The following is a 12,740-nucleotide window of genomic DNA, read 5'->3' on the forward strand; positions in this document are numbered from 1 at the left end:
GCCCCTCATGCAAAACAGAACGCCATTGATTTGCCAATTCACGGGCTTGTTTTAAAGAGACATGTCTTAAAGCACCCAATCCCATTTCACGACGGCGCCCGTGAAGGGTATACCGTAAAATCCATTGAGCACCTCCATCTTTACGCTTATGAAGTAACAAGCCGGCACCATCATTATATTTGCCAGCCCCCAATGTTGCGACAGATCTTGCATTAAGACGGTTCATAAGAGCCATTTTTAATCCTTTCTTATACAAATTTGATCCACACACTCATCTCACTTGTTATGTGCAAATGAGTGGTTTTGATTGATTCAAGATAAGCAGGTTTGAAATGAGAGAATCTTACGTTATTCGAGACTCTCATTCAATATGAATAACGCTAGATTATCATTATAAATCAATATTTTGCCTACAAATGTAGGCGCAACAATTTATAAAAATATCTATTTCAATTGTAATCAAAATATTGAGAATAATTATAAGCATAACATTGATAATATATGATTTTAGTAGTAATTTTGCTGTATTTTTTATACACTGCCGAATGGCATAATCATCGGGAAAAGGTAAATGATATAAAGATTGATAATGTCCATTATTGTTTTGGAAATGAAAAACAGCATGAAAATAATTTATAGATTGTTTCGTAATATCAAAATTATTCAAGGATAGGAAAATGAAGCAGATTTTAAAATTATTAAGCGGCATAGCTCTATTTGTTATTGCTGGATGTTACCCAGAGCAGCCTTCTCGAGCAGCTGTAGATACATGGGAAAAGTCCGGTGCGGATCAACTTGAGGTCAAAAAAGCTCTGTTGGAATGCGGAATGCAACATCTTGATGGTCGTCTTGATACAGAAAAAAGTACAGATGAGAGATTCAATGCAGAGGAGTCTGTGAATGCATGCATGATACGAGCAGGTTTTCAGGACAAACTGGGAAGGGTGAAGTGGTGTGAGAAATATGAAAATCTTCCAATTTGTCAGCCTGATGCTATTATTCCTCAGCGAAGTGTAGAGAGGCGTTTGAATAGTCCTCATTGTGAAGAGCACAAAGAACAACCGGAATGTCAGCCTTAAGTGTTGAGGTTGCTGTAATCAAAAATCCTTACATTCTTGTTTTTGATGGGGGAATTGTTTTTTCAACGTCTATATGCTAGCCGAGGGCTTTCTTGCATGTGAGCCAATATTAGCAGGCTTATCAGTTTTTCTATTGTAAATATTGAAGGAGGGGGAAATGAAGAAAATATTGAAATTATTGAGTGCTATAATTTTATTAAGCTCTGCTGGATGTATTAGTAAACCTCCCCCATCGACTTTGGCATTATGGGAAAAGCCCGGTGTCAATAAGTCTGTGGTTCAACAAGCACTGTCGAAATGTGGCTGGAAACCAATCTACGCTTCTTCTGAAAATATGGATTCGCGTGCAAGTGAGTTTGCAGCAGTTTATGAGTGTATGACTAAAGCAGGTTATCGATACAAATTGCAAGATTCAAAGGGAATCTATTTTTCAGCAGCGCCGCGAAGTGATTCATTTTTAGTCAATTTAATGGTAGCAGGGTATCAGCAGGTTATGGACAATGATACTTTTGGTGTAACCAATTCGACAAAACAAGAGCGAGATTTGATGTTGCGTCTTGAGAATGATAAAAAACGCCAGAGAATAAAAAAAGCTTTGAAAAAGTGAAATATTCATTTTTAAAGCAATAATTGAATGAAAAATATTATGGAGGAATGGGAGAGAAATACAGCTCTTTTTCCTCCTGATAGACTGGTATTCATCGGCTCTAAGAATGCAATAATGTTATTGTCAGATGATAATATCGGGGAATGTTTATAAATTTATTCAATATAAAAAGTGGCAGAAAATAGCTTTGTTAAAATATCTAATTTAATGACAATAAGCAGATTACTTTCATAGAACTGATTTTGATGAAATTTGATTTTTGTGCTTTTCAATTTCAGGATAGTGAGTGTTTCACTGTATTTTAGTTTTTATCTGAAGATTAAAAATGTTATACAGGTGACTTTGATGTAAATAGCTTTTCATTTTATAATCTTTTTTGAGATGATATCTTCTAAAGTATTTCATTGATTCATTTAAACCCATTGATGATAGGGCTTAAGAGAAATTTTGTTTGTTTATTTAATTTTTTTGCTAGATAGCTGGCACCTTTAATGTAGGATTTTTTTTTACATTTAGCTTATATTTCAGTAAGTTTTTCTTCAGGGGTTTGTTGTGGGTGCAGAAATGATGCGGTTATAGATTTTACTGTATTTCATTGTGTGATATTTTTATTAACATATTTTGGTCGTTTGAATCTTAAAAATTATTCTCATTTTGTTGTATTTTTATTTTTGAGAAATGAGATAAATTAAATATTATATCTCTCCAAAATTTACATTTCTTTGCGTTTTTTTTGAGCCTAAATTTTCTGGTGCTTTATGTTTCACATTTTTGTGGATGAATCTTTAAAGAGATCGTCATCCTCAATGATATTTTTAAATTGTTTGTTCTTTCTTTACATAAAATACAAAACCTATTATTAAATGCTTTCATTTATCAGAAAAATAATAAAATAACTTTGTTTATTTTATTCTTATTGTATTTAATTTTCAGTTTATTGTTTTGCTAGCATTTTTTGTTTTTGTTGGAAAAAGAAAGTTTTGAAAAGCAATGATAATCAAAGTATCTAATAATCGCTTTTATTCGTGTGTTTTTACAGCAGCTATTTTTTCTTTTTCGTTAAACATAAATATTGAGGCACATTCTCGCTCATTTGTATCACTGTCATGTGATGAAAACAAATTACCCTATGAATGCAGTGATGGTGCAAAGCATACAATTAGTGATAAAATATATAAATTCCCGGCATCTGTTAAACCAAAGAATGAGGAGGGGAGTTTTCTCACTTTGCCTGCTGCTATAGGAGTACAGAAGCCAAATACAATTATTCAGGCAATGCGTATAGAGGTTGAAGGTACTGCGAGTATAGAAGATATTTATGGTGCTGTTGTATCAAAAGGGGGAAAAATTATCTTGAGTGATTCCGCTTTAAAAAATGTGTCAATAGGTCTTAAAGCTGATGGTGGAATAATTGAGGTCAATCGTGGAAAAATTGAAGCTACTCAGGTTGCTGCTTATGCAGAGAAGGTAGGAGCATCTGTTACGTTAACGAATACAAAAATTAAAGTGGAGGGTCAGGGTATTGGTCAAGAGAGCGCTCTTTTTGTTAATGCTGATGCGGATATTCAGATGAAAGGAGGATTTATTGATGTGAATGATGCCGCTGCGCTTTATGTGGGGAGAGGGGGGCGTGCAACTTTAGATAATGTTACCATTACTTCAAAACGTCAAAAAACAAAAGATAGAGAAAATACAAATGAAAAAACTGCATATACAGTTTTCAATGTAAAACAGCAGGGTTCTGTTTATTTAAAAAATACGAATATTGTTTCTACGGATGTTCATGTTTTAACAGTTGGACAAGATTTTAACACACAATCTGGGGACGGCTGGGAAGAAAATATTTTAATTTCGCGGGTTAATATTGAAGATTCAACAATTAAGGCAACAGGTAATAAACATGGTATGCATTTTGAAATGGGAGAGGAAAATAATGTATACAAACAGGGACTTGTTTTTTTGAAAAAGACAGTTTTTGAGATTCCAGCTGGAACAGCTATTCATAGTCATAACAGTCGGAGTTATATTGGAGTAACAGAAGGCACAAAAATTTCTGGTGATTTATTATTAACAGCTGAAAAAGGGGGGAGTGTGGCAGTTTTGGCTGATTCTTCTTCATTGATAGGAGGGACTCGTGTTGATGATGATTCTATTGCTGAGCTTTATTTGACAAGAGGATCAAAGTGGTTTTTGACAAGAGGAAGAGAGATAGATTCGCACGTTGCAAATCGTACAAGTTCGTTTATTTCATTTATAAAACTTTCTGATAGTTTTATTGCTTTTGAAACGCCAATATTGCACGAGTATCAGACGCTTTATATTGGGAAGGGGGAAAAAGAAGTTTATAGTGCACAAGATAGGGCGGATATTTATCTCAATACACATCTCAGGAGTGATGGTTTGCTTGATCATACAAAGACCGATCGGCTTTTGATACAGGGTGATGTTTCTGGGAAAACGACAGTTTATGTGCAATTTGTTGTAGAAAATCAGGGGGAAATAGCAACGGGTGAAAATGCTCATAGTATTTCACTTATTCAGGTTTCTGGAAAAGCAGCAGAAGATTCTTTTCAGTTAAATCATGCTTATATTGCATTAGAGGGCTCGCCTTACCAGTATTATCTTAATGGCTATGGTCCAACTTCTTCTCTTGGACAAGCAAAAACTTCTCAAAGATTGGTTGAAGGAGAGGGAGATTTTTGGGATTTCCGCCTTGAAAGTAAATATATTCAGCCTGCTTTAGGGACGTCTGTTATTCCTCATTCTGAGTTAAAGATTAGGGAAGTTGTTCCACAAGTCCCGACCTATCTTCTGTTACAAAATGCTTTGTTTCATGTGGGGATCATCAATATCAGTAATCAACAAAAGCAGTTGCAAGCGAAGCATTCTATTTCTCGTAAGTTATTAGAAGCTGAAGGGAATTTTGCTTTATCTGTTCGTGGTTATGGTGGGAGTTATCGTTATGTCTCAGATCTTTCTGCCTTTGAATATGGGTATGATGGTAGTGTTGATTATAACGCTATAGAAACAGATATTTTACTCAAAACAATAGAGAGGGCACATAGTACGACATCTTTTGGGATTATGGGAACCTATGGAAAGCTTTCCTTACAACCTTGTGATGTAGAACAAAGTCAAAAAAGTTCGTTTAATAAATGGTCATTTACGACATACGGTAGTGTGGAACACAATACTGGTTTTTATGTAGACGGTCTTTTATCTTATGGTTTTTTTAAAGGGGATGTTCTTACGTATGCTAGGGGTAAGACGGCGACATTAAAAGCAAATCCTCTGAATGTTTCGTTATCTGCTGGTAAAGTGTTTATGACAGGACATGAGGATCTTATTTTTGATCCGCAGATTCAGATTATTTATCAACACCTTCAATTTGATAAGTTTCGTGATATTGATGGATTTGATGTTGAGATGAAAAAAGGGGATCAGTGGTTGATGCGTATTGGAGGATATTTAAGTAAAACATTTACAGCATCTGAAAAGGATCGTATCATTTCTTTTAAGGGCAATATTCATTTTGCACATCGTTTTGGTGAAAAACAATTTGCTCACCTAAAAGATGTTTTCCAGTTAGGTGCTTTTGGTTCTTCTTTAGAAACAGGTTTGGGTATTAATGCGCAATTTCCCTCTAAAGTTACACTTTACAGTGATCTTAGCTATCAGCATAAGCTAACCAAGGCAGGTTTTTCTGGCGTGCGTTTTTCTGGTGGATTACGTTATCATTTTTAATAATTTTTTATTAAAAATAATCCATGTGTTTTGATAAATATAAAAGGATCACGTTGTTTTGAATTTTTTGTCTCATTGATAAGGGGCTCGAATGCTTCGAAAAGAATGTGTCAATGAAACTCTAAATTTGTTTGTGTTGTTTTGGCTACCAAGATATTGATTTTTAATTGAGAGCTTTTGCTGTTAAGCAAAGGTGGATGATGCGTAAAATGCACCATTTCGTATTTTTTGTGAAGTGCACTTTTCTGCTTTGCATTATATTCTGTGAGGAATATCTTAAAAATATGTGAGAGTATATGTTTCTCTTTTTAGATGGAAAGTGTGCAGGGTTGTGGGTGAATTATCGCTATCAAATTCAATATCTTCAGTTTTTAAATCGAAATAAATTCTTTCAAAAACTAGAAGCTGTTGTTGAATATATGAACAAGATCATTGTTTTGTTTGTTAAATAGATAGAAATATAATTCTTAAATCAGGGGGGGGGGAGGGTCTTTTTTTTCTGTTGAAGCGTGGAGAGAAGAGGATGATCATGTCGAAAAAGCCGATTATAGGTCGTCATTGTTTCTAATATAGAAATATTAAAGAGTTTCTATTAAAATGCGCTGTAAAAATAGGTTATAGTTTTTCCAATCCTTTAGATTCTGAAATATGCATCTTTAATAAAAAAGTGTTTGCGAAATTTTAGAAAATCGCCTTGTGATTTCGTCTGTATCGATGGAATTTATATCAAAGTTGAGGGGCGGTAGAAATATCTTTATCGGACTATTGATAAACATAGTGTTTCCATAGGATGCTTAAGGTGTCATCGAGCCATTTATGGTAATTGCGTGCTTCTTCGTTTGAGTTATGAACAGAGAAAATAAAACCAGGATATCCACCAAATGCTGGTGGAGGTGGTGAAATATGATTAGGTTCAAAGAAAATTATAGTTTTGGTGGTTTGAGGATGCTGTGCAACCTTATCTAGACCTAAAAATCCAGAAAACCGTCCATGACCACGAAGAGGAATAATGTAATTTGCAGCCACTTTTTTAGCTGGGAGTATATCGGGAAGGTCTAAGTTTTTTTCAGCTAAAGCGGCATTCATACATAGTTTTGCAAATGAAATCCCTGTACCTTGCTCAACAATAAAATGGGAGACACCCGATCCACCTATACGAGCACCGATCTCAATTATATAAGGTAAATTATTAGCATCTAGACGTAGCTCTACATGGGCAGCACCCATATTTATGCCAAGAGCTTTAACTCCAGAGCATGCAGTTTGACATAAAGCAATAATTAAAGGATCATCTATATCACAGCGTTGACGATAAATTGTTTCTTCAAACCATGGTCCCTCGGGGCTTCCCTTGTCTCCAACGGCCAGAACGTGTACACCTGCTGTATCAACAAAGCATTCTACGACAAACTCTTTTCCTGGCAAATACTGTTCTACGACTAAACCTACAGGTTTATTTTTATCATTAAAACGTGCCATGTCTTTATGCTGAACATTCCATACGACTTTAATGAGATCAGGAAGTTCGGCGGAGTTTTTAGCTAACATTACGCCTGCACTGGCCCATCCAGAGACGGGTTTAATAACGAGTGGATAATCCAAGGCTTGTATTTGTGATAGGTCTTCTGGATTATCTATATAGAAGAATTTTGGTGTTCTTAAGCCTGCTTTAGCAAAAGCTTGACGCATGAGATATTTGTTTCTGGTTAATGCTGCTACTTCTGGTTCAATACTTGGAGTATTGATTTTTTTTGCAGCCAAAGCTGTCCACAGAATGGCTTCTTCGCGAAGGGTCATAACCCCACGAATATTGCGTTCTTTTACACCTGCTGAAAAAGTATCTAAAGCCGCCTCTGGATTATCAAAAACAGGAAGTTGCCAAGTTGAAGTTACTGCTTCGGGGTGTTGAGAGGGAACGCTTTCAGCGGTATCATAGATCATGACTAATTCAATATTAGCTGCTTGTGCTGCTTCAAATATAAATGGTAATTTTGCATTGCGCTGGCAAACTAACGCGAGTTTTTTCATTTTGGTTCCTCATTAAATTTGGAATTTTGAGAATGGCGTTTCTGTTGCCATGTAGATACCTTTGATGCATCTATAAATAGTAGTGTCATCCCTATAACAACTATAATCATAGCAATTATTTTGATAATATTAAGAGAAGGGTTAAAGCCAATTATCCATTCACATGCAACTACTGCAAAAGGGGATAATACGCCGATAGTATTGGCGTATAATACGCCTCCTTCGGCTAAAACTTTTTGATATAATACGTAAACTGGTGCCGAGCAAACAGTTCCTAAAATCAATATTTTAAATATATCTTCTAACTTAAGATAGAAGAGTGGGGCAGGATCAAAAATAAATAATGGTATAAATGATGCTGCAGAAATTGTCGTGATCCAAGCCAGTGAGGTGAGCAAAGGTAAATTTTTAAGATAACGTTTAGACAATAAACCATAAGCAGAGTAAGAAAGCGCTGCTGTTAAAGCAAGAGCTATTCCTATTAGGCTGTAATATCCACCCTCTGCACTGTTTATATTAAATGCTATAGCCGCTACACTGACAATGATCATACCGATAAGTTTTAACCATGAGAACGTAAGGCTATTCGTCAGTGCACCCAATATGTAGGTAATACCTGGAATAGTAGCGAGCACCATAGTTAAATCACTGGCTTTGAGTGATTTTAATGCACCAAAACTGCATACAAAATACAGCGAGAATCCTAACACTGAAAGAATTAAAAAAGAAGGTATCATGGAAAGCAATGGTAGGGATCTGAAAACAGCTTTCTCACGAAATACTGCAATCAGCCACAAGGTGGCAGCGGTGGCAAACAACCTAAGTCCAACCGCATGCATGACTGGTATATTGCTAACCAAATTTTTAGATAATAACCAACTTATGGAAAACAATGCTAGAATGGCAAAAGTAAATAGGAATAACCGTCCTTTTAAGAAACTCAATGATTTAATCCCCCAATAACTCGCTGTGCATAAGATGAAGTTGAAAAATTAAATCTTGACTGTGAAGTTTGCGGCTTTCCAAGATTATTTTGGATATAATCTTTAGCTCCTGCCAAATAAGCGTCATCATCTAATGTTTCAAGTGCTTCTATATCTGTAATTGCCAGTGATATTACTTGCTTAAGAGGCTCTAAGTCAAATTGAATATAACCTTGATCTCTTTCAATTAATGTTTTGTTACGTATCAATATTTCAAGAAGCAAGATATGAGAAAAACAAATTCTTTAAAAAAATTATTCTAACAACTGTTTTTAGAATATATAGACAAAATCGTTGTTTTGTTTGTTCAATAAAGGATATATTTTAAAATCAAATTTGGATTTGTAAGCTTTTTTTCTTTCTTTAGGATAGGGAAAGAAGTCGATTTAACCTTAATCAGATATATAGAGCTTTGAAAAGCCGTCATTTTTTGAAATATCAGAGGTGAAACAATATGCGTGAAATTTTGAATCGTTTTGATAGACCCTTAAATGAAAATAGTTCTGTTCAGAAGACTCAAAATCTTTTACGCCAACCACACCCCAAACGGTTTTATAGGGAAGTGAAAATTTCTTGTGAGGAGGGTGGCTTTACGATTTTATTGGATGAACGTCCTGTTAAAACGCCTGCAAAGCGCCATTTTCTGGTGCCAACGGAAGTATTTGCTGAATTCATTGCTCACGAGTTTGAGAGCCAAAAGCACGTTGTTGATCCAACAAAAATGCCAATGACGCGTCTGGTGAATACTGTTATTGATGGTATCGCTGATGATATGCAGGTTGTTTTTGAAGATTTATTGCGTTTCGTTGCCTGTGATATGATCTTTTATCGTGCACAAACACCTAAAGAGTTGGTGCAAAAACAATCTGAACAATGGGATCCTTTATTGGATTGGGCAGAAGAAAAACTGGGTGCACGGTTTTATTTAACAGAAGGGCTGATGCATGTGGAACAATCACCAGAAGCACTTCAAGCTGTGAGTCATTATTTGCGTAGCGTTGAGTCTCCTTATATGCTTGCTGCACTTCATATGATGACAACCTTAACGGGATCTGCTCTTATTGCTCTTGCTGTTGCTGCGGGAAAAATTGATGCGGATCATGCTTGGTCTATTGCCCATTTAGATGAAGATTGGATGATGGAACAATGGGGAACGGATAAAGAGACAATAGCACGCCGTGCTCACAAAAAAGTTGAGTTTAAGGCTGCTGCTACAATTGTTACAACCTGTTTATAAGTTTTCTTTTTCCCCTACAGTATTTTCGTAATTTTTTGAGGATTGATTTTCACTTTTTCAAGTCCAGGAAATACTTCATCGATTATATTTAAGATTGCTTCGTCATTAGCTTGGATAAAATACCATTGGTTATTATGAAGAAGGGCAATAATTTCAGTTTGAATAGAGCATTTTTTTCCAGCATTTGTTGTGGTTACAAGCTCTACGGGTATAACAAAATAAGGAATGCCATTATCAAGTGTACCTTCACGTTTCTGTTTTTGGTCAATGTGGATACTTTCAATCTTATAATTTTCTGCCAACTGTTCGATTTGGCTTTTCATGATTTGCCGAAATTGTGATTGACTAAGATTTTTTTGGGCGGTTAAGCTGTTGATGATTTCGGGAGGGATAGCATTTAAGATGGCATTTGCATCAGCATTTTTAAGTGCTTCACTATAAGCAGATGTTGCTTTCTCAAGGGCAATGAGTTTGGGGTTTGTAATTGTATGTGCTTGCGTTGTTGATGTGATAAGGGCAATGCGTAAAAAAATGGAAACGAGAAAACAAATTCGCAGCATTAGAAACCTTGTTAATTCATTTGAAGAGATTCAAAATGATTATAAAGGAAAAGTAGATAAGCAAAAAGCCTCTTGCACTCTTGCATGAGAAGAATATCCACAAAAATGGAGGCTTTTACCTCCATTTTAAAAATCAAAAAAATGCATATGATTGTTTAAACAGAATAGTACATATCAAATTCAACAGGATGGGGCGTTGTTTCGTAACGCAAGACTTCTTGCATCTTTACTTGAATGAAGGAATTAATCTGATCATCATCAAAAACATCGCCAGCTTTAAGAAAGCCACGATCTTTGTCGAGTGCTTCAAGTGCTTCACGTAGATTTCCTGAAACGGTAGGGATTTCTTTGAGTTCTTTTAAGGGAAGATCATAAAGATCTTTATCCATAGCATGTCCAGGGTGAATTTTGTTTTTGATTCCATCAAGACCAGCCATTAAGAGGGCTGCAAATGCCAAATAGGGATTTGCTGTTGGGTCTGGAAAACGAACTTCTACGCGTTTTGAATTTGGCGAAGAACTCATTGGAATACGGCAAGATGCAGAACGATTACGTGCCGAATAAGCAAGAAGAACAGGCGCTTCATAACCAGGAACCAAACGCTTATAGGAGTTTGTGGATGGATTGGTAAAGGCGTTAATTGCTTTTGCGTGCTTAATGACACCACCGATAAAAAATAAACAGGTTTCTGAGAGTCCGGCATATTCATTTCCCGCAAAAATTGGTTTGCCATCTTTCCAAATAGACATGTGAACATGCATACCTGAGCCATTGTCCCCAAAAACCGGTTTTGGCATGAAAGTTGCTGTTTTTCCATAGCTATTTGCTATTTGATGCACAACATATTTAAAAATTTGCATCTTATCAGCTTCACGAACGAGCGTATCAAAACGAATACCTAATTCATGTTGACCCGCTGCCACTTCGTGATGGTGTTTTTCCACTTGTACGCCCATATCTTTGAGTGCTGTGAGCATTTCAGAACGCATATCTTGGCAGGAATCAATCGGCGGGACGGGAAGATAGCCTCCCTTTATTCGTGGGCGATGTCCGAGATTACCTGTTTCATATTCCGTATCATCATTGGAGGGAAGTTCACTTGAATCGAGTTTAAACCCGGTGTTGTAAGGGTCCGTTTTATAGCGCACATCATCAAAGATAAAAAACTCTGCTTCTGGGCCTACATTGATTGTATCTCCAATACCTAGAGATTTCATATAAACCTCAGCTCTTTTGGCGATAGAACGAGGATCTCTACGATAAAACTCACCAGAGACAGGATCAAGGATATCACAAAATATGACCAAAGTAGACTGAGCAAAAAAAGGATCAATATGCGCTGTTTGGGGATCAGGCATTAAAACCATGTCAGATTCATTAATTGTTTTCCAACCAGCAATTGAAGAACCATCAAACATAACACCATCACTAAAGGTATCCTCGCTGATCTCCGCGATATCCATTGTAATGTGATGCAATTTTCCTCGTGGATCAGTAAAACGTAAATCAACAAAACGGATTTCGTTGTCTGCAATCTGTTTGATAATATCTGATGCGGTTGTCATATTCAATTTCCTTAATATGGCTTTGAGGGTGATAAAAGGTGAATTTTTCGTTGTTTATTCAAAGAGCATCGATCCCGGTTTCGTCAGTGCCTATACGAATGGCATCATCAATGGAAAAGACAAATATCTTTCCATCTCCTATATGCTTTGTTTGCGCTGCTTTACGTATTGCATCAACAGTTTGTTCCAGTTTTTCATCGGATACAACAATTTCAATTTTCACTTTAGGTAGAAAGTCAACAACATATTTCGTACCACGATAAAGTTCTGTATGTTCCCTTTGACGACCAAAACCTTTTGCTTCTGTTACTGTAATACCATGTAGTCCAATTTTTTGAAGCGCTTCTTTTACTTCATCAAGTTTGAAAGGTTTTATAATGGCTTCAATTTTTTTCATGCTGAAATTATCTCCAACGTTATTTTGTCTTTTTAGACTGCATCACATTATATTGACAACTGTAAGATGTCCAACAGATACTTTGTGCACAAAAAGTCGAAAACAATAATATTCTATACTCTTGGACGAGAGTTTTTTGTAGAATAAAGTGCAATGCTGTTGTTTTGGAAAAAAATCTTACACTTCTTGTACAGAATTAAAATAATATAATAAGAGAGTTTTGTTTCTTTTTTTTGAATAATATGTTGATTTATAAGGATAATTATACTTTTATCATATTAAATAAGAAACTCTAATAGCGTGAGATTTTCTCATTTTAGATTTTTTTATCGTCAATCAATCAAAACGATACCTTTGTATATCCTAATCGTACGAATGTGTGGATAAAAATGGTGAAGAGAGATATAAAAAATGCCTATAATAGATGGCTTTTCAAAGGCAAGGGCTTTGGGGTAGCAATGGGGACTGGCAAATATTGGCCAATATCATGATAGTGGGATTTTCTCCATCACTAAGTATAGAGATGCTGGTGTACAATAA

11 protein-coding genes are annotated in these 12,740 nt (G+C 35.8%); 4 read left to right on the forward strand and 7 right to left on the reverse strand.

Features of this window, described 5'->3' with window-relative positions; translation table 11 throughout:
- Positions 1-235, reverse strand: a 235-nt coding sequence (locus PVV66_RS04780) for an Arm DNA-binding domain-containing protein (protein WP_273760959.1), incomplete at its 3' end; no start/stop codon positions are given.
- A gap of 442 nt (positions 236-677) precedes the next feature.
- On the opposite strand from PVV66_RS04780, the gene PVV66_RS04785 reads away from it, so the two are divergent.
- From PVV66_RS04785 to PVV66_RS04795, 3 genes are all read left to right on the forward strand, one after another.
- Positions 678-1,079 (forward strand): hypothetical protein, encoded by a 402-nt coding sequence (locus PVV66_RS04785; RefSeq protein ID WP_273717930.1) that lies wholly within the window; start codon positions 678-680, stop codon positions 1,077-1,079.
- 157 nt (positions 1,080-1,236) lie between these two features.
- Positions 1,237-1,686 (forward strand): hypothetical protein, encoded by a 450-nt coding sequence (locus PVV66_RS04790; protein WP_273717931.1) that lies wholly within the window; start codon positions 1,237-1,239, stop codon positions 1,684-1,686.
- A gap of 990 nt (positions 1,687-2,676) precedes the next feature.
- Positions 2,677-5,430: an autotransporter outer membrane beta-barrel domain-containing protein gene (locus tag PVV66_RS04795; RefSeq protein ID WP_273717933.1), complete on the forward strand. Its 2,754-nt coding sequence runs from the start codon at positions 2,677-2,679 to the stop codon at positions 5,428-5,430.
- Between the two features lie 762 nt (positions 5,431-6,192).
- Here PVV66_RS04795 and PVV66_RS04800 read toward each other — a convergent pair.
- The 3 genes from PVV66_RS04800 to PVV66_RS04810 are packed head-to-tail and all read right to left on the reverse strand — an operon-like array spanning position 6,193 to position 8,650.
- Complete coding sequence (locus PVV66_RS04800) at positions 6,193-7,458, reverse strand: acetyl-CoA carboxylase biotin carboxylase subunit family protein (protein ID WP_273717935.1); 1,266 nt, start codon at positions 7,456-7,458, stop codon at positions 6,193-6,195.
- Entirely contained in the window at positions 7,455-8,402 is a 948-nt protein-coding gene (locus PVV66_RS04805; RefSeq protein WP_273717937.1) for a DMT family transporter, read from the reverse strand. Before PVV66_RS04805 ends, PVV66_RS04800 begins: the two co-directional genes overlap by 4 nt.
- The gene (locus tag PVV66_RS04810) at positions 8,399-8,650 is read right to left on the reverse strand and encodes a hypothetical protein (protein WP_273717939.1); all 252 of its coding nucleotides are present in this window, start codon (positions 8,648-8,650) and stop codon (positions 8,399-8,401) included. Before PVV66_RS04810 ends, PVV66_RS04805 begins: the two co-directional genes overlap by 4 nt.
- Before the next feature lie 245 nt (positions 8,651-8,895).
- On the opposite strand from PVV66_RS04810, the gene PVV66_RS04815 reads away from it, so the two are divergent.
- Entirely contained in the window at positions 8,896-9,678 is a 783-nt protein-coding gene (locus PVV66_RS04815; protein WP_273717940.1) for an ATP12 family chaperone protein, read from the forward strand.
- Between the two features lie 14 nt (positions 9,679-9,692).
- Here the strand turns inward: PVV66_RS04815 and PVV66_RS04820 are convergent, their stop codons facing one another.
- The 3 genes from PVV66_RS04820 to PVV66_RS04830 form a co-directional block, all read right to left on the reverse strand.
- Positions 9,693-10,238 carry a hypothetical protein gene (locus tag PVV66_RS04820; protein WP_273717942.1) on the reverse strand — a complete coding sequence of 182 codons (546 nt, stop codon included), beginning with the start codon at positions 10,236-10,238 and terminating at the stop codon, positions 9,693-9,695.
- 155 nt (positions 10,239-10,393) lie between these two features.
- Positions 10,394-11,803, reverse strand: coding sequence for a type I glutamate--ammonia ligase (gene glnA, locus PVV66_RS04825; protein ID WP_273717943.1), 1,410 nt, complete (start codon positions 11,801-11,803; stop codon positions 10,394-10,396).
- A 58-nt stretch (positions 11,804-11,861) separates the two neighbouring features.
- A complete protein-coding gene (locus PVV66_RS04830; protein ID WP_015856528.1) occupies positions 11,862-12,200 on the reverse strand; it encodes a P-II family nitrogen regulator in 339 nt (112 codons plus the stop codon).
- Positions 12,201-12,740: the final 540 nt, after the last annotated feature.

It is taken from the genome of Bartonella sp. AU16XJBT, from assembly GCF_028618665.1.
Classification (GTDB): Bacteria; Pseudomonadota; Alphaproteobacteria; order Rhizobiales; family Rhizobiaceae; genus Bartonella.

Excerpts from the sequence above, each read along its gene's own strand:
- PVV66_RS04830 (WP_015856528.1), bottom strand. The coding sequence starts at position 12,200 with ATGAAAAAAATTGAAGCCATTATAAAACCTTTCAAACTTGATGAAGTA.
- PVV66_RS04790 (WP_273717931.1), top strand. The coding sequence starts at position 1,237 with ATGAAGAAAATATTGAAATTATTGAGTGCTATAATTTTATTAAGCTCT.
- PVV66_RS04820 (WP_273717942.1), bottom strand. The coding sequence starts at position 10,238 with ATGCTGCGAATTTGTTTTCTCGTTTCCATTTTTTTACGCATTGCCCTT.
- glnA (WP_273717943.1), bottom strand. The coding sequence starts at position 11,803 with ATGACAACCGCATCAGATATTATCAAACAGATTGCAGACAACGAAATC.
- PVV66_RS04800 (WP_273717935.1), bottom strand. The coding sequence starts at position 7,458 with ATGAAAAAACTCGCGTTAGTTTGCCAGCGCAATGCAAAATTACCATTT.
- PVV66_RS04785 (WP_273717930.1), top strand. The coding sequence starts at position 678 with ATGAAGCAGATTTTAAAATTATTAAGCGGCATAGCTCTATTTGTTATT.
- PVV66_RS04815 (WP_273717940.1), top strand. The coding sequence starts at position 8,896 with ATGCGTGAAATTTTGAATCGTTTTGATAGACCCTTAAATGAAAATAGT.
- PVV66_RS04795 (WP_273717933.1), top strand. The coding sequence starts at position 2,677 with ATGATAATCAAAGTATCTAATAATCGCTTTTATTCGTGTGTTTTTACA.